Source organism: Bacteroides sp. 1001136B_160425_E2 (assembly GCF_015559655.1).
GTDB lineage: Bacteria > Bacteroidota > Bacteroidia > Bacteroidales > Bacteroidaceae > Bacteroides > Bacteroides luhongzhouii.
On the sequence record NZ_JADMQH010000016.1, the window covers coordinates 46,090 to 69,279 of the forward strand.

Annotated in this window: 21 protein-coding genes; 10 read left to right on the forward strand and 11 right to left on the reverse strand. The window is 40.3% G+C overall.

Annotation, left to right across the window (positions count from 1 at the left end; translation table 11 throughout):
• Window positions 1-98: 98 nt before the first annotated feature.
• The 3 genes from I2I04_RS16385 (at window position 99) to I2I04_RS16395 (ending at window position 2,718) form a co-directional block, all read left to right on the forward strand.
• A complete protein-coding gene (locus I2I04_RS16385) occupies window positions 99-707 on the forward strand; it encodes an HU family DNA-binding protein (RefSeq protein ID WP_195655464.1) in 609 nt (202 codons plus the stop codon).
• Between the two features lie 180 nt (window positions 708-887).
• Window positions 888-2,210 carry a TPM domain-containing protein gene (locus I2I04_RS16390; protein WP_195655465.1) on the forward strand — a complete coding sequence of 441 codons (1,323 nt, stop codon included), beginning with the start codon at window positions 888-890 and terminating at the stop codon, window positions 2,208-2,210.
• 142 nt (window positions 2,211-2,352) lie between these two features.
• The gene (locus I2I04_RS16395) at window positions 2,353-2,718 is read left to right on the forward strand and encodes an MmcQ/YjbR family DNA-binding protein (RefSeq protein WP_143257786.1); all 366 of its coding nucleotides are present in this window, start codon (window positions 2,353-2,355) and stop codon (window positions 2,716-2,718) included.
• A gap of 13 nt (window positions 2,719-2,731) precedes the next feature.
• On the opposite strand, the gene I2I04_RS16400 is transcribed toward I2I04_RS16395, so the two are convergent.
• The 8 genes from I2I04_RS16400 to I2I04_RS16430 form a co-directional block, all read right to left on the reverse strand.
• Window positions 2,732-3,217 carry a hypothetical protein gene (locus I2I04_RS16400; protein ID WP_195655466.1) on the reverse strand — a complete coding sequence of 162 codons (486 nt, stop codon included), beginning with the start codon at window positions 3,215-3,217 and terminating at the stop codon, window positions 2,732-2,734.
• A 106-nt stretch (window positions 3,218-3,323) separates the two neighbouring features.
• Complete coding sequence (locus I2I04_RS23300) at window positions 3,324-3,839, reverse strand: hypothetical protein (protein WP_229127002.1); 516 nt, start codon at window positions 3,837-3,839, stop codon at window positions 3,324-3,326.
• Window positions 3,836-4,375, reverse strand: coding sequence for a hypothetical protein (locus I2I04_RS23305; RefSeq protein ID WP_229127003.1), 540 nt, complete (start codon window positions 4,373-4,375; stop codon window positions 3,836-3,838). Before I2I04_RS23305 ends, I2I04_RS23300 begins: the two co-directional genes overlap by 4 nt.
• A gap of 80 nt (window positions 4,376-4,455) precedes the next feature.
• Window positions 4,456-4,713 (reverse strand): hypothetical protein, encoded by a 258-nt coding sequence (locus tag I2I04_RS16410; RefSeq protein WP_229067732.1) that lies wholly within the window; start codon window positions 4,711-4,713, stop codon window positions 4,456-4,458.
• A complete protein-coding gene (locus I2I04_RS16415) occupies window positions 4,710-5,693 on the reverse strand; it encodes a hypothetical protein (protein ID WP_195655467.1) in 984 nt (327 codons plus the stop codon). The genes I2I04_RS16410 and I2I04_RS16415 overlap by 4 nt, the downstream gene beginning before the upstream one ends.
• A gap of 333 nt (window positions 5,694-6,026) precedes the next feature.
• Entirely contained in the window at window positions 6,027-7,130 is a 1,104-nt protein-coding gene (locus I2I04_RS16420; RefSeq protein WP_195473035.1) for a YhcG family protein, read from the reverse strand.
• A gap of 270 nt (window positions 7,131-7,400) precedes the next feature.
• The gene (locus I2I04_RS16425) at window positions 7,401-7,568 is read right to left on the reverse strand and encodes a PLDc N-terminal domain-containing protein (protein ID WP_195473033.1); all 168 of its coding nucleotides are present in this window, start codon (window positions 7,566-7,568) and stop codon (window positions 7,401-7,403) included.
• Between the two features lie 513 nt (window positions 7,569-8,081).
• Window positions 8,082-9,038: a bile acid:sodium symporter family protein gene (locus I2I04_RS16430; RefSeq protein WP_195473031.1), complete on the reverse strand. Its 957-nt coding sequence runs from the start codon at window positions 9,036-9,038 to the stop codon at window positions 8,082-8,084.
• An 81-nt stretch (window positions 9,039-9,119) separates the two neighbouring features.
• Here I2I04_RS16430 and I2I04_RS16435 point away from each other — a divergent pair, with 81 nt between their 5' ends.
• The 3 genes from I2I04_RS16435 to dnaA all read left to right on the forward strand — a co-directional run bounded on the left by I2I04_RS16435 (window position 9,120) and on the right by dnaA (window position 13,046).
• Window positions 9,120-10,379, forward strand: coding sequence for an N-acetylmuramoyl-L-alanine amidase (locus I2I04_RS16435; RefSeq protein WP_195655468.1), 1,260 nt, complete (start codon window positions 9,120-9,122; stop codon window positions 10,377-10,379).
• Window positions 10,380-10,388: 9 nt separating this feature from the next.
• Window positions 10,389-11,282: an MlaD family protein gene (locus I2I04_RS16440; protein WP_143257770.1), complete on the forward strand. Its 894-nt coding sequence runs from the start codon at window positions 10,389-10,391 to the stop codon at window positions 11,280-11,282.
• A 351-nt stretch (window positions 11,283-11,633) separates the two neighbouring features.
• On the forward strand, window positions 11,634-13,046 hold the full coding sequence (dnaA, locus tag I2I04_RS16445) for a chromosomal replication initiator protein DnaA (RefSeq protein WP_143257769.1): 1,413 nt from the start codon (window positions 11,634-11,636) through the stop codon (window positions 13,044-13,046).
• 84 nt (window positions 13,047-13,130) lie between these two features.
• On the opposite strand, the gene I2I04_RS16450 is transcribed toward dnaA, so the two are convergent.
• Entirely contained in the window at window positions 13,131-13,874 is a 744-nt protein-coding gene (locus I2I04_RS16450) for an NADPH-dependent oxidoreductase (protein WP_195473028.1), read from the reverse strand.
• Window positions 13,875-14,158: 284 nt separating this feature from the next.
• Between I2I04_RS16450 and I2I04_RS16455 the strand changes: the two genes are divergently transcribed.
• From I2I04_RS16455 to folB, 4 genes are all read left to right on the forward strand, one after another.
• Window positions 14,159-16,702: an adenosylcobalamin-dependent ribonucleoside-diphosphate reductase gene (locus tag I2I04_RS16455; RefSeq protein ID WP_143257767.1), complete on the forward strand. Its 2,544-nt coding sequence runs from the start codon at window positions 14,159-14,161 to the stop codon at window positions 16,700-16,702.
• Between the two features lie 131 nt (window positions 16,703-16,833).
• Window positions 16,834-19,515, forward strand: a complete 2,682-nt coding sequence (locus I2I04_RS16460; RefSeq protein WP_195473024.1) for a 4-alpha-glucanotransferase — start codon at window positions 16,834-16,836, stop codon at window positions 19,513-19,515.
• 301 nt (window positions 19,516-19,816) lie between these two features.
• On the forward strand, window positions 19,817-20,830 hold the full coding sequence (locus I2I04_RS16465) for an acyltransferase family protein (RefSeq protein WP_195655469.1): 1,014 nt from the start codon (window positions 19,817-19,819) through the stop codon (window positions 20,828-20,830).
• 22 nt (window positions 20,831-20,852) lie between these two features.
• A complete protein-coding gene (gene folB, locus I2I04_RS16470; protein WP_195473020.1) occupies window positions 20,853-21,227 on the forward strand; it encodes a dihydroneopterin aldolase in 375 nt (124 codons plus the stop codon).
• A gap of 406 nt (window positions 21,228-21,633) precedes the next feature.
• Here folB and I2I04_RS16475 read toward each other — a convergent pair whose 3' ends face one another.
• Both I2I04_RS16475 and I2I04_RS16480 read right to left on the reverse strand, forming a co-directional pair.
• Window positions 21,634-22,158 (reverse strand): methylglyoxal synthase, encoded by a 525-nt coding sequence (locus I2I04_RS16475; protein WP_143257763.1) that lies wholly within the window; start codon window positions 22,156-22,158, stop codon window positions 21,634-21,636.
• 3 nt (window positions 22,159-22,161) lie between these two features.
• Window positions 22,162-23,190 (reverse strand): glycosyltransferase family 2 protein, encoded by a 1,029-nt coding sequence (locus I2I04_RS16480; protein ID WP_195655470.1) that lies wholly within the window; start codon window positions 23,188-23,190, stop codon window positions 22,162-22,164.

The following is a 23,190-nucleotide window of genomic DNA, read 5'->3' on the forward strand; positions in this document are numbered from 1 at the left end:
TTATCCAGGTTGCAATTGTAGGTTATCTTGCTGCAAAACAATCATTAAAATGCCTTTTAAAAGGCGTTTTAGCCACATTAACCCATAATAGAAAAGACATGTACGCAAAGTATGATTTTCGCAAAAAACCGTCTTCGAAAGAAGACGAAGACGAACAGCCGTTGTATCCCCGCATCGTATCGAACGGAACCATCGACTTTCAACAAATTGTAAAAGAGATCGCTCAAGCTTCCAGCTTTACGCCGGCAGATATTGAAGGAGTCCAGCTGGCTATTGAAAATAAAATATCCGAATATTTAGTCAGCGGACATCACGTTCAGTTGGGAAACCTTGGATATTTTTCAGCCAAATTAAAAGCACGTCCGGTGATGGATGCCAAAGAGATACATGCGCAGTCCATTTATTTCGATAATGTAAATTTTCGTCCATCATCTTCTTTCCGAAAGAAGGTTCGCGGATTTGTGGAAAAAGCGAAGTTGGGATTTGCACATTCCGCCGAAGTTCCGGTGGAAGAACGTCGCCGCAGGTTGGAGAAGTTTCTGGATGAACGACCGATGATACGACGCAAGGAGTATACGCAACTGACGGGACTACTAAAGAACAAAGCGCTGAATGAATTGAACGGATGGGTAAAGGAAGGAATACTTGACACTATTGGAAGCGGCAGTCATAAAATTTATGTGCGGGGTAATACCATGAAAGATTAAACAGTAAAACAGTGGAATAAGAATGATAGATACCCATATTTCATGAAGAAAGTATGATAGATACAAAATTTCAGAGACATCTATCATTCTTATTCATCTGATTATAACTATATTAGCAAAAAGAATGAGAGTTATGATAGTTATTTTCTACTCTAAGAACAATCAGTTAATAACAAAACAATGAAAGATAAAACACAAAAAAGCTTCAGGGGAATAGCCCGGACATTACTTCTTGTTTTCTGTTATGCCTTTGGTAATCATGCTTTTGCATTGGCTTTAGAGCACGAACAAACAGTAGAAATTTATAAAGTAACAGATGTCCCCAATCCGCGTAATGAAAGCTCTTCCAATTGGATTAGCAATCCGAATCAGATATTGGATGAAAGTTATGTGTGGGAGATAAATAATATGTTGTCACAGTTAGAAGACTCATTGAGTATTGAAATGGCGGTTGTTGCGCTCTCTTCTATCGGAGAAGATATTCCGGCAGAGTTTGCCCACAAGCTTTTTGAGCACTGGGGCATCGGAAAGAAAGCGGACGACAACGGATTACTGATTCTTTTAGTACTCGATCAACGTAAAGTCACTTTCGCAACCGGATACGGTTTAGAAGGAGTACTTCCCGATGCTTTATGCTTTCGCATTCAACAGAATGAAATGGTTCCATGGTTTAGAAAAAACGACTTTGACAGAGGAATGACAGAGGGAGTCCGGGCTGTAACATTGGTGCTCTATGGAAGCGACTATGAACCAGTTTCTCAAGGCACTTCTGATAATTACTGGAAAAGTGCCGGCAATACGTTGTGGAATTTTCTGGCAAATCAGTCGCCTATGCTTTGGATATTCTTGATACTGGTAAATGTTCTCACTTATCGCATGAAGGTAAATAAAGCTCGCCCCAAAGACGGCTCAGCATTAGCAGCAATCAAAGTCCTGACACTTTACAGCCCACTTGGATGTCTTGTGTTGTTTTTTCCGGTCTGGCCTGCACTTATTGCAGCATCCTTATGGTATAAGTTCTACCAAAAACAACGTGTTATTTTGCAGAGTAAGACCTGCGACTCTTGCAAAGCTGTGGCTTTACAACTTTTATCCAATGAGCTTGCAACCCCTTTATTATCGGCTTCCGAGCAAATGGAACACAAACTAGGTTCTGCCATCCACCGTATTTATCAATGTACTTCCTGCGGCTGGATATTGCAGTATAAATCTGTCGTCGGAAGCGAATATAAGATGTGTAATCAATGCCATACCATTGCTTCCAAGCGTATCAGTCCGTGGAAAACAGTTAAAGAAGCCACATATTCCGATGCCGGATTGGAGGTTGCCGACTATCTTTGCTTAATGTGCGGAGATAAAAAGCAGACAACACAGAAGATTCCCCGCAAGACACCCCCAAATAGTGACAGTCCTAGTAATAGTCACAGTAGTAGTAGCGGTAGCAGTAGCGGCAGTTTTGGTGGTGGACGTAGCGGTGGCGGTGGAGCGTCAAGTAGTTTTTAAGATCGGCTATTCATTTGAAGAAGTCGACTAACCAAACAAAGACGTGAAAACACATCTCACCTGAATATTTTCATAGAAAGATGGTTATCCACTCCTTTATTCTAACTATTTTTGCATAGATAACCGAACATAAAAAAGTGAAATGAATATCGAAGAATTTAGAGAATATTGCCTGTCTTTTAAGGGAGTCCATGAGAAGATGCCTTTTCCCAATGTACCCGATAAATATAGCCGTGACGTTCTATGCTTTTATGTAGCGGACAAATGGTTCTGTTTCGTTAATATTGAGATTTTCGATTTTTGTTGCATCAAATGTAATCCTGACGAATCCGGAGAACTGCAAACTGAATATGCTGGTATAAAACCAGGCTGGCACATGAATAAAAAATATTGGATCAGTGTTTATTTCAATCAAGACGTACCTGATGAGAAAATCAAAGAGCTTGTAAGCAACTCCTACGATATTGTAGTTAAAAGTTTGACAAAGAAAGAACGGGAAATGCTATAAACAAAGGAAGGATTCAAAAATCTCCCAAACGTAAATCCTGTACTCTGTTGTCTTTCCAAAAAACAGTGAAATTATAATTTACACCACTATTCCGGTAAAACACAATCTCCCAACTGTCACTATATAGTACAGCCGGCACGATCGTATAGGGATAAAAATCATCCTGCCAGGATCCGTATATTTTTTCTTTATGTTTCTGCTGGCTTTTGCTGGACAGCATGCTATCTAGTTGTTCTGCCATAGGTACCCAGTTCTGCAATAACACCTGTAATTCCAATAATTGCCTGGAAAACGGAGCAGAAGCGTCCCCTTCTATCAGAACAAGAGTTTCTACCGAGTAAAAAGGCAATTGCACCGCACCACTCCAAAGGTAACATTTATCTCGCCACCAATCACAAACCTTACAGGTAAAGATGCCCAAACCTTCCACTTTATACTCTCTCTTAGTTCCAAACAACTCGTTTATCAGTGTCTTGAATACTTTCATTACTTTTCCCATCGTTTTCTTTTTTTAGTATGCACTAACAATGTTACTATGATTTCTGGAATCTTACCGCTTGCTATGTGGGTGGGTGTTTGTGTGCATATTGTTTAATTTTAAGTTTTTATTCTTCGTAATAAGTAAAGATACGCTCGACATAAGGTTTTAATATACGACCGAGCCCCGTGCCAAAATCAACATAATCTTTGAAATTCTTTGTTTCAATCCAATTACCATTCGCATCACAGCCGTAGTCTTGGAAGTCTTTGTAGAGTATTTCAAATCCTGGCCGCTCGTCAATCGGTCGTCCTTGTTCATCGTATTTCTCTTGCACGATACTATTACGAACAACGGTTTTCAGTTTACCGTTCGGATAATATTTACGTTTACACCAGGACTCTAACTCTTTATTACCTTCATCGTCAATCCTATATTTTTCCACAACGCGGTTACTATCACTGTATTCATAGATGAAATGCGTTTCCGGCTTATCACGACTCAGCAAATCATACACTTGAGTCTGAGCCAACAAACCATTTGTATCATACTCATAGACTGTTTTGCCCGATAATTCCCCTATATTATAATATTCCCTCTTCTCTACCAACAAATCATGTTCGTTATAATCATATTCGGTCATAGCCGGTTTGTAAATCGTGCCGTCAATTGTTTGGTTCGGATAAGATTTCCCCTATCGTCATAAGTGTTTATCTCCCCATGGGAATCACTATACACAATTTCCAGCAGTTTCCCGTCAGTATTATACTTATTGACAATCGTACTGTTAGTTTTCGGAAAGCTGAGTGTAGATGTATGTCCCCAAGTCTCATAGGTATAATCGGTCTTTCGAATAATATTTTCTTGTTTATCGTACTCATTACACTGAACAAGATTGCCGTCGATATTGAAATGAAAATGGTAGTGATGTATTCCGTCCTCTTCCCATTTCCCACCCTTTTTGAATTTCACCGAGAAGAAAGACGATGTATTTTCCGGACGATAATAATAGATATCCAACGTTTTGACTTTTCCGTTCAACCCCATCCTGCTTTTGTCGTTATTGACAGAATCTATTGTCGGGGGAATGTATTTCAAAGGAGATTGTCGGCAACCTGCAAACATCGATATAATCAAACTTCCTAAAATAACAACGACTACAACGGCTTTATTTTTCATGTTTTCTTGTGTGTGTTACAATGTTTTGACGCAAAGATAGCAAAACAGAACCAGTTCTAAAATATTACTGACGCAAAAGATTACTTTCGTGTTATTATAATATCATCAAAGCATAGTTCCAATGACTGATTATCGGGGTTATACTCTGTCCAATCTTTCGGATCGCTACTTTCGTTGTCTACCATTAAATGATAATAAGAAAAGCCAGAGTTTGGATCAGGCAATCTATGAATTTTATAGCTCCACACAGTTGCCAACTCATTATCTTCAACGACTTTCAGCCAGCCTAAAGCCTTGTCTATCTGTTGAAGATGAGATAACTCTATTATATCTTTCATGCTTTCCACTCGGTTAGTATTGAATTAAAATCTTCAAGCATCAAGTCGAAGTCATAATCCAGCTTCTTCTTTTTTAGCTTGTCAGTTACATGGTTTAAAGCAAACAGAATATATTCACTTAGCTTTAATTTCTGTTCGGCATGACTTAATTCACTGAATTCTTTCTCAAGGTTTAGTCCGATCCTAATTTTCCCAGTATCTGCTCTGAATGGTCCAAATTCAAAACGGTTGCGAAGGAAATATCCATTCTGTTCAATTTCTTTCTTAGTAAACATTGTGAGCAGTGTCGGATAGAAATCTTTTTGTTTCAATTTCAACTTTTCATCAGCAATGACATAGTTCGTTTTACAATATGCATGGTCATAATAGCTATATGAACAGTTTATTATAATTTGATTGATAGCCCGCCCGTATTTTTCAGGACGCATCCTTCTATTCAGCTCCGATTGTAGTTCTTTGTCAACGCTCTCGATCACCGCCTTCGAGTTTTCATAACAATTACTAATTATTCGCTTTATCCAAACCGGATTTTTAGGAATCCAGTTTCTTTGACTTTCCAGACTTATATCCTGTATATCTTCTTTTACTTCATATTCCCAAAGTACGGATTGCTTTTGATTCGGGTCGTCAGGACTGAAACAATAACTTGTCCTTCCCTGTTCCATAGTAAAGCCGTTGACTCTTTTCGACCAAATGGCATCGACAAAACGAGTTTCTCCAAATTTATTTTGAAAACAAGTCGTGGGGTTTCCATTAAAGAATTGCCCTCTCAATGCTTCAAGAGCTTCGTGATTTCCCCAACCGATAATAGCCAGGCTCTCGCAAAGACGAACGGCTTTATTCCACTCTTCCGCATTTTTATAATCCGCATATTTCAGAAACTCGGCAAACAAGCGTTCGCGCAACTGTTCTACGTCTGATTGAGACTGCAAAAATTCTTCCAGTTCTTTTAAGTCTTCTATTTCAAAAATTTCCTCCATCCTTTTTCTTTTTAGTTCCGACTAAATGATTAAAATCATCGTTGAACACCCACACCTCAGAATGAAATCCTACTATTATAAATCAGATATTTACGCTTGATTTTTCAATTCATTCTTTCTCTTCTTCCACAACTGCCACGAATTGATTATATTCTGCCACATATTATATAATGGCAATCATATTCAGTTGATTATCAATAAAGAAACCCACCAATTACTAATAGCGGGTAACAAAATAGTAACAAAAAAACGAAGAGATTCGCTTAGTGGTGGGCTTCATGTGCAAAGGTAACAAAAGGAAATTACCTGCCAAAAAAGAGATAGGCTTTCGCTCTACAATAACTTTCTCAGTTCTTCAATGTCAGGCATGGCGTTACGAAGTCGTTCCGGCATATCTTTGGATGTACGGTAAGTCGCGACTCCCATCGGCTTGTTATAATCACGAACTGCAAATTCTACAAAAGTTTGATTCATTTCTCTGCAAAGTATTATTCCTATAGAGGGATTCTCATGCGGTTTTCTCACATATGAATCCAAAGCGGAAAGATAAGTATTCAGTTGTCCTAAATAGGAACTGCGAAATTTCCCGGACTTCAATTCAACCGCCACCAAAGAATTAAGCTCCCGATTGAAAAACAACAAATCAATGAACATTTCCTCTCCAGCCACTTCAACACGATATTGATTGCCTATAAAACTAAAATCCTGCCCAAAAGTCATAATAAACTTCTTCACGTTGGCAACAATCGCCTTTTCTACTATCTTTTCGTCTAAATCTTCCTCTTGCTCATTCAGTTCCTCCACATTGATAAAATCAAGCAAGTATTCATCTTTGAATGAACAAACAGCTTTTAATGCTTGCTTAATATCAGGCAATGTTTGTGTGAAATTGTTAGGCAAAGTTCCCCGATGGCTGTACAGGTCTGCTTTTAAGTAATCCCTTAAAGTATATTTACTCCAATAGCGAGTAGCGCACTCATGTATATAAAATAGCCTTGCTTCCAAAGTCTTAGCTTTGGATATTATTTCGGTATGATGGCTAAAGCCGATTGAGAGGAAGTCTGACCAGTTAAATTCATCAGCCGTTGGCTGATGAATTTCTACAAGAAGCAATTTTTCATTTAACAACAAATCATCAGCCAACGGCGGATGATTTAAAACCTTATCCCACTCCTCATAAAAAATACGCATATTTCTTATACTTGTTGCTGAAAATCCCCTTAGTCCCGGCAATTCTTTTTGCAACAGAGAAGATATTTGTTCAATTGCACCTTTCCCCCAAAAGCCTGTACGGGAATTTTCCGACACGTAACGTCCGATGCCATAATAAAGAGATAGCTGTTCCTTGTTCACCGATGCGGCTGCACGATACTGGCTGCGTAAGATAGCTTCTTTTATAGTCTTTACTGCTTCTCTATAATTCTGATTTATATCCATTTGCGCTTTGTTATATGTGACAAAAGTACAAAAATAATGCTGGCGAAAAGAAAATAAAGGCTTTTTTCTCTTTTCGCCAACACATATATTTGCTATCTATAGAAATAGGTTTAATACGTTTTGGATATATACACAAAGGAACGTACTAAACTTAACACAAATTTATGTTTTAACTCATTTTCGTACATAAATAAAATAGCGATAGCTATCAATATGGTATTCTTGATTAAACTGAAACCATTATCAAACCATGTCTTCATATAGTTTTAATCATTTGCGTATTAGATAATATATAGACACTCCAATAATAGGCAACAATAAGACTATCAGAGCATAGAATATTTTATATCCTTCGGTGTATTTGGAACGTACAATTTCATAAAGTACGGCAATATCCAATACAAAAACCAATATTATAACCCAAAATGTTATATCCATTATTTCAACATTTAAAGTAAAAAAGATATTCCTATAATGATTAAAGCGATAGATGCAAATATGTATCTATATTTTTTCTTGAAAACATCACTCCTATACAGGAGATAGATACAGCAAACTGCATACATTTTAAACTTAACTCTGTAGTCTTAAATATACACATAAACAAAGAAGATAATGCTAAAACAAATAGTATAGTATTCAATATATATTTCAGTTTCATTGCATATTTGCCGCATGGCTCACGGGGTTTCAAAAGGGGCATCGCCCCTTTGCTCGATAGGGTGTTTTTAGCGGTGCTTGCACTGCGTGAAGAAAACGCCCTATTTAGCTATGGCTTTTCTTTACTCAAAAGCCTGTGGGAAGCGTGCGGTAACTACATTCTGAACCCTCTGCTTTTCTTTTTGGCTGGTTGTTGTTCCTGCCTTTCGACCGGCTTCACCTATTGCGTTTGCTTAGCTGATTGTGACAAGTCAACTGACTGTACCTGTTTCTTTTGTAAGCAATTTATATTCAATTTTTCATCTCTTTCTTTCTCTTTTTCCACAACTGCCACGAATTGATTATATTCTGCCACAACACATACGAACCGGGAGCCACAGAAGACAATGGATTCAAATAAGTATGTGCCATCCAAATAGCCAGAATCGTATTCTTTTGTCCAAGTGCTTGCCCACCACTGATACGATCATTATAAATTGAGCCGATTGTCTTCCCCAAAAAGAACTGCAAACAGCAGGCAATCAGTGCTCCGACAGCAATCATGATTTCCGTAAAACCATCCGCAGGATCATTGAGCAAGGAATACAATGTCTGCGCTGTTACAATAGCTAAAGACACAGCCCACAAATAAAAAGCAAGTTCATGATAGCCCAATAACTTCTGATGCACTTTTGGCAAACACTTGCTCAACAACCAAGCAACCAAAAAAGGACAAATCAACAACGGAAATACCTTACCTAAAATAACAAGAAACGCCTCCCAAAAAGTAACATCAGGATGCACCTCCACCAAAGGAAAAAGAATAGGCACAGCAATAGCCGCACCGATATTTGCTATCAATGTATAAGTAGTCAGACTGGCTGCACTCCCACCCAACTTGGAAGTAATCACCGCAGCGGCCGTAGCCGTAGGACAAATAATACAAACCATCACTCCCTCTGCTACTATTTTATCAAAGCGATAAAGCAACAGATAAGCCGCCAACGCTCCGCCAATCTGAATCAATAACAACCACATATGGAGAGGTTTAGGCTTCAAATCACGAGGAGATACCTTACAAAAGGTCAATAGCAACATCGTAAAAATAAGATAGGGAGTCAGAAAAGAAAGGCTGATAAACAGCGGATAACCTATAGCACCTACCAGCATAGCAATAGGTAACGTCCAATTCTTCAAAAACTTAAGCATCGTCGTACATTTTAACTTCGAAGCACAAAGTAACGGAGATTTCAGGAAAAAAGCTACCATTAAACCGAAAAAAACACAAAACTTAATGGCAAATAATGAGTTTTCTACAAATTTCTACTACATTTGCACCGTATTATAGATATGAAACTGAATAGACCGTACATATTATACATATTCATTTGCCTCTGGCTACTTTTTCTACCCTCATGTACTAACCACTTATGGGGGAAGGATTTTGTAGTAGTTATCGACGCAGGACATGGCGGACATGATCCGGGTGCCATCGGCAAAATCTCGAAAGAGAAAAATATCAATCTGAACGTTGCCCTGAAAGTGGGAAATCTGATTAAAAGGAACTGCGATGACGTCAAAGTGATCTACACCCGTAGCAAAGATGTATTCATCCCTTTGGACCGACGCGCAGAAATTGCGAACAACGCGAAGGCTGATCTCTTTATTTCCATTCACACCAACGCACTGGCTAACAACCGTACCGCAAAAGGTGCTTCAACCTGGACACTGGGTTTGGCCAAATCAGACGCTAATCTGGAAGTTGCCAAGCGAGAGAACTCCGTAATCCTCTATGAAAGCGACTATGAAACAAGATATGCCGGTTTCAACCCGAACTCTGCCGAATCATATATTATATTTGAATTCATGCAAGATAAATATATGGAGCAGAGTGTACACCTGGCTTCGCTGATGCAGAAACAATTTCGCCAAACTTGTAGAAGGGCAGACCGTGGAGTACATCAAGCCGGATTCCTTGTCTTAAAAGCGAGTGCCATGCCAAGCATTCTGATAGAACTAGGATTTATATCTACGCCCGAAGAGGAGCGCTATCTCAATTCTGAAGAAGGGGCCGGCACCATGGCAAAAGGCATCTACCACGCTTTCTTAAATTATAAGAGAGAACATGAACTGCGCCTAACGGGAGTCAGCAAAACGATTGTCCCAACCGAACAGGAAGAAGATAATGCCCCGGCAATTGCCCAAAAGGATACCGAAAGCGTGAACACAGCTCCCCAACAGCAGGAACTATTGGCCGAAACAAAAACAAAACCTGCCGCGACAGCCAAAACAACACCGAAACGCCCGATTGTGGTAGAAAGCGCAACCAATGACAGTGAAATTACGTTTAAGATACAGATACTCACTTCTTCCAAACCTCTCGCCAAAAACGACAAACGGCTGAAAGGACTGAAAGAGGTAGATTATTATAAGGAAGGGGGAATATACAAATACACGTATGGAGCCTCCGCCGATTACAACAAAGTGTTGCGTACAAAGCGTACCATTACGGCACAATTCAAAGACGCCTTTATCATTGCTTTCCGGAACGGCGAGAAAATGAACGTCAATGAAGCGATTGCCGAATTCAAAAAAAGAAGAAATAAATAAAAAGATAAAATGAAGTACATTACAAAAGAAGTCAGAATAGGTATTGCAGGTATTGTTGCACTATGTGTGCTCATATACGGAATTAACTGGCTGAAAGGTATACATATGTTTCAACCTTCCAGCTATTTCTATGCCAAATTTGAAAACGTAAACGGACTCACTAAATCAAGCCCTGTATTTGCCGATGGTGTTCGTGTAGGTATCGTACGTGACATCTATTATGATTATGTCAAACCCGGAAATGTAATTGTCGAAGTGGAGCTGGACACGGAACTACGGATTCCCAAAGGAAGTAGTGCCGAGCTTGTATCCGAACTTATGGGAGGCGTACGCATGAATATTCTTCTGGCAAACAACCCGCGCGAAAAATATGCCGTAGGAGATACGATCCCCGGCACACTGAACAACGGAATGATGGAAAGTGCGGCGAAACTGATCCCAAAGGTAGAAGAAATGCTTCCGAAACTGGATTCTATCCTCATCTCTCTGAACAATATATTAGGAGACAAGAGCATCCCTGCCACCCTGCACTCGATAGAGAAGACAACCGCCAACCTGGCAGTAGTCAGTTCGCAAGTAAAAGGGCTGATGAGTAATGATATTCCTCAACTCACCAGTAAACTGAACACCATCGGAGACAACTTCGTTGTCATCAGTGGAAATTTGAAAGAAGTAGACTATGCAGCCACTTTCAAAAAAATAGACGAAACGCTGGCTAACGTAAAAATACTTACAGAAAAATTAAACAGCAAAGATAACACAATCGGACTGCTCTTCAACGACCCGACTTTATACAATAATCTGAACGCAACAACTGAAAATGCAGCCAGCTTATTAGAAGACCTGAAAGAGCATCCGAAACGGTACGTTCACTTCTCATTATTCGGCAAGAAAGACAAGTAGCAAATTATCGTTATATAGATTTTATCTAAATAACGAAGGGCTTTCAAAAGAAAGTAGATTGCTCTTCAAATGTCTATCTACAAACCGAAATAATATTCCCGTACAAACGTACAAAAGTGAAAATAAAGGCTAAAATTACACATATAAGATACTAAGATACAGATACTTATAAAATCGCAAGAGAGGGAAAACAGAGTGTATCCGACAACAAACGCATAAGTCATTGAAAGTAAACACATTATTGTTCGCATGAAAAAAACAAGAAAAAAAAGATTTGTTTTTTCCGAATAAGATTCCCAATTTTGCAAACGTAGAAGTTTTGCTTAATTAATAAATGTATTAAAAGTTACTATGATTGAATCAAATCATGTCGTACTTTGGAACCGCTGTCTCGACGTAATTAAAGACAATGTTCCCGAGACGACATATAATACTTGGTTTGCCCCTATTGTTCCATTGAAATATGAGGACAAAACGTTGATCTTACAGATCCCGAGCCAGTTTTTCTATGAAATCCTGGAAGAGAGGTTCGTAGATCTTATACGTAAGACATTATATAAGGTCATTGGCGAAGGCACCAAGTTGATGTACAATGTCATGGTGGACAAAACTTCGATTCCGAATCAAACCGTGAATCTCGAAGCAAGCAATCGTTCTACGGCTGTTACTCCCAAAAGCATAATCGGAGGAAACAAAGCTCCCAGCTTCCTACAGGCTCCTGCCGTTCAGGATTTGGACCCGCATTTGAATCCCAATTATAATTTTGAGAACTTCATTGAAGGATACAGCAATAAACTTTCAAGAAGTGTGGCGGAAGCCGTAGCGCAAAAACCGGGAGGGACTGCTTTCAACCCGTTATTCCTTTATGGAGCATCCGGAGTAGGAAAGACGCACCTGGCAAACGCAATAGGTACGAAAATCAAAGAGATTTATCCTGAAAAAAGAGTATTGTACGTTTCGGCACATTTGTTCCAAGTGCAATATACGGATTCAGTACGTAATAACACGACCAACGACTTTATCAACTTTTACCAGACGATCGATGTATTAATCATTGATGATATTCAGGAATTTGCCGGAGTCACCAAGACGCAAAACAACTTCTTCCATATCTTCAATCATTTACACCAGAATGGCAAACAGCTCATATTAACTTCAGACCGCGCTCCTGTATTGTTGCAAGGTATCGAAGAACGTCTCTTGACCCGTTTCAAATGGGGAATGGTAGCCGAGCTTGAGAAGCCGACGGTAGAACTTCGCAAAAACATTCTACGCAACAAGATACACCGCGACGGGTTACAATTCCCACCGGAAGTGATCGATTATATTGCCGAAAATGTGAATGAAAGTGTACGCGATCTGGAAGGTATCGTCATTGCCATCATGGCTCGTTCCACTATTTTCAATAAGGAAATAGATATGGATTTGGCACAACACATTGTGCACGGCGTGGTTCATAACGAAACAAAAGCTGTTACCATCGATGATATTCTCAAAGTGGTATGCAAACATTTCGATCTGGAACCGTCTGCCATACATACAAAATCCAGAAAAAGGGAAGTCGTTCAAGCACGACAGATCGCCATGTATCTGGCTAAAAACCACACAGACTTTTCAACTTCTAAGATAGGTAAGTTTATCGGTAACAAAGACCATGCAACGGTACTTCACGCCTGCAAAACCGTAAAAGGACAATTGGAAGTGGACAAAAGCTTTCATGCAGAAGTAAAGGAAATAGAATCGTTACTGAAGAAGAGAAACTAAATAAGTATTAAGTATTACCGTAGCTATGCGAAACCGCATAATAAAGCTTATCTGCATGGATAATACTTAACACTTATTTAACACTTATTTCAAGAATCCTTGCTGGCTAAGTACTTTCAATAGATTTTCGGACATAAATTCGTTATCTTTTTTTGTATAACGCACGTCCGTAAAGACCTGAGCCAATGTTTCTTTTTTATTTTCTTCGATAAACTGCTTGTTTTCCGGCAATGATTCTTTGTAGGCATAGAGTTTATCTATTTCTTCCGGTGTATAGTCGTGATATTTTTCATCATGCACGGCAGCTTCCAAAGGCAAACGATCTACTTGTGCGGGAATACCATCCGGATAGCCTACCGTTATTGTGGTGAGAGGGAATACCAGTTCGGGGAGCTGGAGGGTGTCGATAATCATTTGTGGATTATAAGTGGTAGTTCCCAAATAACAAATGCCGAGTCCTACTTCTTCCGCCAGCGTACAAAAAGTCTGCGCAACAAGCAAAGTATCCATAGACGCATTCATAAAAGACATTAAATTATCGTAGCCCGGCACAGCTTTCCGCTGTTCACACCATTTGCTGAATCGACGGAAATCAGCACAAAAAGTCAATACGACCGGTGCATTTTTTACCATCGGCTGATTGAAATGAGCAGGCGAAAGTTTCTCCTTCATTTCCGCATCACGGGTCACAATCACACTATAAAGTTGCATCCCACCCATCGTAGAAGCACGGAAAGAGGTTTCAAGCAAATCATTTAACAAACTCGGATTTATATCTTTAGGTAGATATTTCCGGATAGTTCTTCTGTTCTTTACGGTTTCAAACATATCTTTTTTTTGCAAAGATATAAAAAGAAAAAAATATTCCACCACACTAGTTGATTAGAATAGTTTTCTTTTTGGAGAACTTTAACCTTTGAACAAAATCCAAATTCAACTGTTTATCAAATACTTAGCATAAACAAATGGTAAACTTGCAACCTGTTAATAAATTATTTCATTTTTATTTTGATAGATGAAAAAACATTCTTAGCTTTGCGCCTACATTTGTTAACGATAAGTAAACTTCTACACATTACTTATTAAAAACGAGATTTAACACAAATTGAGTCGTGGAAAAACAGATTTATTCTTACGAGGAAGCCTATGAAGAATCTTTACGATATTTTCAAGGCGACGAGCTTGCTGCAAGGGTTTGGGTAAACAAATACGCAGTAAAGGATTCTTTCGGTAATATCTATGAAAAATCCCCGGAAGACATGCATTGGAGAATTGCAAATGAAGTGGCACGCGTAGAATCGAAGTATCCGAATGCGTTGACAGCAAAAGAACTGTATGATTTACTAGATCACTTCAAGTACATCGTCCCCCAAGGTAGCCCGATGACAGGAATCGGTAACGACTACCAGGTCGCTTCACTATCCAACTGCTTCGTTATCGGAGTGGACGGCGCAGCCGACTCTTATGGCGCTATCATCAAAATCGACGAAGAACAGGTACAACTAATGAAAAGACGCGGTGGAGTAGGCCATGACTTATCACACATCCGCCCAAAAGGTTCTCCCGTTAAAAACTCGGCGTTGACTTCAACCGGTCTTGTTCCATTCATGGAACGCTATTCGAATTCCACTCGTGAAGTAGCTCAGGACGGACGTCGCGGTGCATTGATGTTGAGCGTGTCTATCAAGCATCCGGATTCGGAAGCATTCATTGATGCCAAGATGACCGAAGGTAAAGTGACCGGAGCAAACGTTTCTGTCAAGTTGGACGACGCTTTCATGCAGGCTGCCGTAGACGAAAAGCCGTATGTACAACAATACCCTATCGACTCTGCCAAACCTACATTCACCAAGGAAGTCGATGCTTCTACATTGTGGAAGAAAATCGTTCACAATGCATGGAAATCGGCAGAACCGGGTGTTTTGTTCTGGGATACGATTATCCGTGAATCTGTGCCTGATTGCTACGCAGACCTGGGTTACAGAACGGTATCTACCAACCCATGCGGAGAAATTCCTCTATGTCCTTACGATTCCTGCCGCTTATTGGCTATCAATCTATATTCTTATGTGGTAAATCCGTTCAAACCGGATGCTTATTTTGATTTCGACCTGTTCCAAAAACACGTGGCTCTCGCTCAACGGATCATGGACGATATTATCGACCTCGAACTAGAGAAGATCGAACGTATCATGACCAAGATTGACGAAGATCCGGAAAACGAAGAAGTAAAACATGCGGAACGTGCACTTTGGGAGAAAATCTACAAGAAAAGCGGACAAGGTCGTCGCACCGGCGTAGGTATCACCGCAGAAGGTGATATGCTTGCTGCTTTAGGATTACGTTACGGAACGGAAGAAGCAACGGAATTCTCTGAAAAAGTACACAAGACAGTAGCTCTCGGCGCCTATCGTTCTTCAGTGGAAATGGCCAAAGAACGCGGAGCCTTCGAAATATATAATAGCGAACGTGAACAGAACAATCCGTTCATCCAACGCCTGGCAGCAGCCGACCCGAAACTGTATGAGGATATGAAAAAATACGGTCGCCGTAACATTGCCTGTCTGACGATTGCTCCAACCGGAACGACTAGTTTAATGACGCAGACCACTTCGGGTATCGAGCCTGTATTCCTGCCTGTTTACAAACGCAGAAGAAAGGTGAACCCGAACGATACGAATGTACATGTAGACTTTGTAGACGAAACAGGGGACGCATTTGAAGAATACATCGTATTCCATCATAAATTTGTTACTTGGATGGAAGCTAACGGATATGATCCGGCCAGACGTTACACCCAAGAAGAGATTGACGAACTGGTTGCCAAATCTCCTTATTACAAAGCGACTTCTAATGATGTCGACTGGTTGATGAAAGTAAAGATGCAGGGAAGAATCCAGAAATGGGTAGACCATTCTATCAGCGTAACCATCAATCTGCCGAACGATGTGGACGAGGATTTAGTAAACCGTCTGTATGTAGAAGCATGGAAATCCGGTTGTAAAGGTTGTACCGTATATCGTGACGGTTCACGCTCCGGAGTGCTGATTTCTACGAAATCGGATAAAGACAAGAAAGAAGGGCTTCCTCCTTGCAAACCACCTACGGTTGTAGAGGTACGTCCGAAAATACTGGAAGCAGACGTTGTCCGTTTTCAGAACAACAAGGAAAAATGGGTAGCTTTTGTCGGATTATTAGACGGACACCCTTATGAAATATTCACAGGTTTGCAAGATGATGACGAAGGTATCTTGCTGCCTAAGAGCGTAACTTGCGGACGTATCATCAAAAATGTAGATGAAGACGGCACCAAACGTTACGACTTCCAATTCGAGAACAAACGCGGATATAAGACGACCATTGAAGGATTGTCAGAGAAGTTCAACAAGGAATACTGGAACTATGCAAAATTGATTTCCGGCGTGCTTCGTTACCGGATGCCGATTGAACAGGTTATCAAACTGGTTGGCTCTCTACAATTGAACAGTGAAAGTATCAACACTTGGAAAAACGGTGTAGAACGTGCATTGAAGAAGTATATTCAGGATGGAACAGAAGCCAAAGGCAAGAAGTGCCCGAACTGTGGCAACGAGACATTGGTTTATCAGGAAGGCTGTCTGATTTGTACTACTTGCGGTGCTTCCAGATGTGGATAATAGTCCTACGTATGTTAATTAATATATAAACAAAAGATTAAAAGGAGTCCGGTGCGGCTCCTTTTATTTTTTATTCAAAAAAATGTCTTATACTTGCAGTGTCTTACATATACAATCAAAATCTAATATATATGATTCTATCATTTAATATTGAATACCGCACCAATTGGGGAGAAGAAGTAAGGATTTCCGGCTTATTCCCGGAATCAATCCCTTTACACACCACCGATGGTATCTATTGGACGGCAGAACTTGAACTTGAAGTCCCCCAAGAAGGGATGACCATCAATTATAGCTATCAGATAGAACAAAACGGAATAATTATCCGCAAGGAATGGGACAGTTTTCCGAGATCTATTTTCTTATCAGGCAGTTCCAGGAAGATATACAGAATCAATGATTGCTGGAAAAATATTCCGGAACAACTGTATCTTTATAGTTCTGCTTTTACAGAAGCCTTACTGGCACATCCTGAAAAAGAGAATATCCCGCAAAGTTATAAGAAGGGATTGGTTATCAAGGCCTACGCCCCACGTATCAACAAAGATTATTGCCTGGCAATTTGTGGCAACCAGAAATCATTAGGTCACTGGGACCCAGAGAAAGCGGTGCTGATGAGTGATACCAATTTTCCGGAATGGCAGATAGAGCTGGATGCCAGCAAACTAAAATATCCGCTGGAATATAAATTCATCCTCTACAACAAACAGGAAAAGAAAGCGGATTGCTGGGAGAAAAACCCTAACCGCTATTTGGCAGACCCGGAACTGAAGACCAACGAAACACTCGTGATTTCCGACCGATATGTTTATTTCGATGTTCCCGCATGGAAAGGGGCAGGAATCGCTATACCCGTATTTTCTTTAAAATCAGAGAAAAGCTTCGGAGTAGGTGATTTTGGTGACTTGAAACGTATGGTCGACTGGGCAGTAAGCACTCGCCAGAAAATTATTCAGATTTTACCGGTCAACGACACCACCATGACACATGCATGGACGGACTCTTATCCTTATAACAGTATTTCTATTTATGCTTTCCATCCGATGTATGCGGATATCAGGCAAATGGGAACTCTAAAAGATAAAGAAGCGGCATCAAAATTCAGCAAGAAGCAAAAAGAACTGAACAGCCTCCCTGCTATTGACTACGAAGCGGTCAACCAAACTAAATGGGAGTTTTTCAACTTACTGTTCCGTCAGGAAGGAGAAAAGGTATTGGCTTCCAAAGGTTTCAAAGATTTCTTTGAAACGAACAAGGAATGGCTGCAACCTTATGCAGTCTTTAGTTATCTGCGCGATGCCTACAAAACGCCCAATTTCCGCAAATGGCCACGACACTCTGTTTACCAAGCGGAAGATATAGAAAAAATGTGCCAACCGGGAACGGCAGACTATCCGCACATCTCGTTGTACTATTATATCCAGTATCATCTGCACCTGCAATTGCTGTCTGCGACTGAATATGCCCGCCAACACGGGGTCGTGTTAAAGGGGGATATTCCGATTGGCATCAGCCGCAACAGCGTGGAAGCCTGGACAGAACCTCATTACTTCAACCTCGACGGACAAGCGGGTGCTCCGCCCGACGATTTCTCGATCAACGGGCAAAATTGGGGATTCCCCACGTACAACTGGGATGTCATGGAAAAAGACGGATACCGCTGGTGGATGAAGCGTTTTCAGAAAATGGCGGAATACTTCGATGCTTACCGGATCGATCATATCCTCGGTTTCTTCCGTATTTGGGAAATACCAATGCACGCTGTACACGGATTGTTAGGTCAGTTTGATCCTTCTTTGCCGATGAGCCGGGAAGAAATCGAAAGTTATGGTCTAACGTTCCGCGATGAATATCTGCTACCATTCATTCATGAGTCTTTCCTCGGACAGTTATTCGGACCGCATACCAATTTAGTCAAACAGGATTTCCTTGAACCGGTTGATGCCTCCGGACTTTATCGAATGAAACCGGGATTCGAAACACAACGGGAGGTAGAACAGTTCTTTGCCGGTAGAAATGATGAAGATAGTGTGTGGATTCGGGAAGGGCTTTATTCATTAATCAGTAACGTCTTATTTGTTGCGGATAAGAAAGAGGAAGGTAAATACCATCCGCGCATCGGTGTACAACGGGATTTCGTATTTCGGTCGCTGAACGAAGAAGAGAAATATGCGTTTAACAAACTATACGATCAATATTATTATCATCGGCACAATGAATTCTGGTATCAACAGGCCATGAAAAAGTTACCTCAACTGACACAATCAACCCGCATGTTAGTTTGTGGAGAAGATTTGGGGATGATTCCCGCTTGTGTGTCGTCAGTGATGAATGATCTCCGTATTCTTAGTCTGGAAATTCAGCGAATGCCTAAAAATCCGATGTATGAATTCGGGCATTTAAATGAGTATCCGTATCGGTCTGTCTGCACAATCTCCACTCACGATATGTCTACGTTGCGTGGCTGGTGGGAAGAAGATTATCAACAAACACAACGTTACTATAATGCAACGTTAGGACATTATGGAGTCGCACCGACAACTGCCACCCCGGAGTTGTGCGAGGAAATCGTACGCAATCATCTCAACAGTAATTCCATTCTCTGTATCTTGTCTTTCCAAGACTGGTTATCGATAGACGAGAAATGGAGAAACCCGAATGTGGCGGAAGAACGAATTAACGTTCCGTCCAATCCGCGAAACTACTGGAGATACCGGATGCATCTCACTCTGGAACAGTTGATGAAAGCAAAAACACTTAATGATAAGATTGGTGAACTGATTAAATACACAGGAAGAGATCCGAATAAATAGAATAAAAGATACAAGTAACTTTCAAAAAGGATATTTTCCGGACACTACCGACGCGGATAACACTAGATTAAGAACTCAAGAAATCTACGTGATCCGCGTCATTCGTTTTTCAAGGATATATTGCTAACAGAGATAAAATAAGGAGTTTCAAAACATAGTCAACTGTTTTTTCGCAATAATATCATTACTATATATCATACTTTTTCGCTTTTCGCATCATTCGTTTATTTTTTCAATGTTCCTCTTTTTATTCCGATTTATAAAGTATCTTTGCGCCGAAAAAGAGAAATTAAAAGAGATAATGGAAGGCAACCAAAGCAGACGTATTGATTTCGTGGACTTAACCAAAGGAGTCTGCATCATCCTTGTGGTAATAGCACACGTTGGAGGAGCCTTCGAACAACTGGATACGAATTCTATGTTATCCTGTTTCCGCATGCCGCTTTACTTCTTTATCTCAGGAGTGTTTTTCAAATCATATGAAGGCCTGTTCGGATTCATCCTGCGAAAAATAAACAAATTGATTATTCCTTTCCTTTTCTTCTATCTAAGTGCGTTTCTAATGAAATACATTGTTTGGAAGATTGCTCCGGGAGTGTTTCAACTGCCTGTGTCATGGAATGAGCTTCTGGTAGTGTTTCATGGACATGACCTTATCAAGTTCAATCCGCCAATCTGGTTTCTACTTGCATTATTCAATTGCAACATCCTGTTTTATCTAATTCACTTTCTACGCGAAAAGCATCTGCTTGTCATGTTCGCTGTGACAATCCTGATTGGTTGCGTAGGATTTTATCTCGGAAAGTTACAGATAGAGTTGCCTCTGTATATAGACGTTTCCATGACTGCACTACCCTTCTATGTGGCCGGTTTCTGGATCCGACGGTATAATTTCTTTCTATATCCCAGCCATCGTTTCGACAAACTGATACCGTTTTTTGTTGCATTGGCACTGGTGGTAATGTACTTCACCGCTACTACATTGGGTATGCGTACTAACAATTATGCGGGAAATATTTTTCAAGTATATATCGCAGCATTTGCAGGAATATTTATGATTATGTTACTTTGCAAAAAAGTGAAGAAAATAAAGGTTGTTTCTTACTTGGGACGATATTCAATCATCACCTTGAGTATGCATGGACCGATACTTCATTTTTTAGGTCCATTAGTCAGCCGTTATATTCACAATAGTTGGGCACAGGCAAGCGCACTTCTGCTTATAACATTAAGCATCTGCCTTTTGCTCACCCCTATCTTTCTTAAAGTGATTCCACAAATGGTTGCACAGAAAGACCTGTTAAAAGTCAAATAAGATCATACTAAAAAGACAGTATATGAAGATAAACAGTAGCTATATTCTTTTGAAGGAAATTCGTTGTTACGCCTATCATGGAGTCGCACCGCAAGAAAATCTGATCGGGAATGAATATATCATTGACCTGAAACTGAAAGTAGATATCAGCAAAGCTGCCTGGACAGATGAGGTTACCGACACTGTCAACTATGCCGAAGTACATCAGGTGATAAAAAATGAAATGGCTATTCCGTCAAAGTTACTGGAGCATATCAGCAGACGGATTATAGAAAAGCTCTTCGACCAATTCCCTTGCATTGAGAAAATAGAACTCCGGCTTTCCAAACGGAATCCGCCAATGGGAGCAGATATAGAGTCAGCAGGAATTGAACTGCAATGCAGCAGAGATGAATGATATATTGCTCTATTAATGAAATGACGTAAACTAGTGGAATACAGATTAAAATCACTTGCAAGAACTCCCCTTGCCATTATTTTGGATCAAGTGGGACTGGTGTTGGCATACACAATATACAAACGCAAACTTCCTAATTGAAGTAGAAAAGATAGTGACGCTATCCAGTAAAGATAGTGACGGTATATGACAACGATAGCGTCACTATCTTTACTGGATAGCGTCACTATTTTATAAAGGGAATTCACCAACAACTTTTCTCAATTGATCCATTATTTCCAGTTGAGTATAAACAGGGTATAATGCCTTATAAACAACACAGATAATACAATTTTAATCTGTATTATCTGAGTTATCTTATTAAATAGTAGGTAATCCGCTTCTATTATTTACACTCCGAACCGACTTATTTTCTCTTCTTTTTTCTTCTATTTACCGATTCTACTGCTTCCGTCACCACAGGTTTATTCTGGAAACGTTTCGTATAGCCGGAATAGTCCGGATGAATACGTTCGTAATCAGGATCCATAAATAACGGACTGGAAATAATATGATCCGCCGTAGAACGGTTACAACAGAAAACTATATTTTCTACACCGGCCAAACGGGTTAATGCTTTCACATCCGTATCGTGCGGTTGCAGTGTCATGGGGTCCGTGAAGAAAAAGAGATAATCAATCTGCCCATCCACAATACGTGATCCCATCTGTTGGTCACCACCTAACGGACCTGATTTTAAAATCGTAAAATCCCACTCTTCATCAGGATGTTTCTCCTTCAATGCTTCCAATATCAAAGTACCCGTAGTACCTGTACAGTAGAATTTATTACCCATCAACAGTTCCGAGTTCCACAGTACCCATTCGATGAGGTCTTTTTTCATTGCATCATGCGCTACCAGCCCGATGCCTCTTCTAACCTTTGATTTCATTTGCTATCCTTTTAAATCCGACAATTGAGAGAATCGTTTGTATCCTCTCGCATAAAACTGCCACAAGATACTACTTTTTGTCCGTTCAGGTATCGGATTCAAAGTTTTTTTTCTCATATTCTCTTCACGAGATAAAGAAAACGACGGACATAATCGTTTATACTCTTTTCGCGCACATATCACAGCACGAGCATTATCCCAGTGTCCTTGCAACAAGAAATTAAACGCCGCCACATAATCGAGACAGGTCCGGATACGCATCACTTTATTTAACTCCTCCTGTGGAAGATTCTTATAGAGCATGACAAGATTATTACGGAAATTAAGAAAAGTCTTATGAGAATTCTCTTTTTTAAGAGTAGCTCCCCCCACATGATAGACAATACTTTGAGGTACACAGACAATCTCACGATTCCGCGAACGGAGTCGCCAGCACAAATCTATTTCTTCCATGTGAGCAAAGAAACGTCCATCCAATCCTCCGACATTCACATAATCAGCGCGCCGGATAAACAGCGCTGCCCCCGTTGCCCAGAAAACAGGAATCACCGTATCATATTGGCCTTCGTCTTTCTCCACAACTCCCATTATACGCCCCCTACAAAAAGGATAACCGTATTTATCAATAAAGCCACCAGCCGCCCCGGCATATTCGAAATATTCTTTTTGCCGCTGGCTTCGTATCTTCGGCTGACAAGCAGCCACCTCCGGATGCTTATCAAGATAAGCAATCATTGGTTCCAGCCAATGCTCCGTCACCTCGACATCCGAATTCAAAAGAACTACATATTCTGCGTCAACCTGCTGCAATGCCAAATTATATCCATCGGCAAAGCCATAATTTTGGTCAAGCACAATCGTTCTGACAGAAGGAAATTCCTGTTGAAGCAAGGTAACGGAAGCGTCTGTAGAACCATTGTCAGCCACGCAGACCTCGATCCCCTCCCCTTCCGAATACCGGACGACGGACGGAAGAAAAGTACGGAGCATATCACATCCGTTCCAATTTAAAATTACAACTGAAACTTTCAT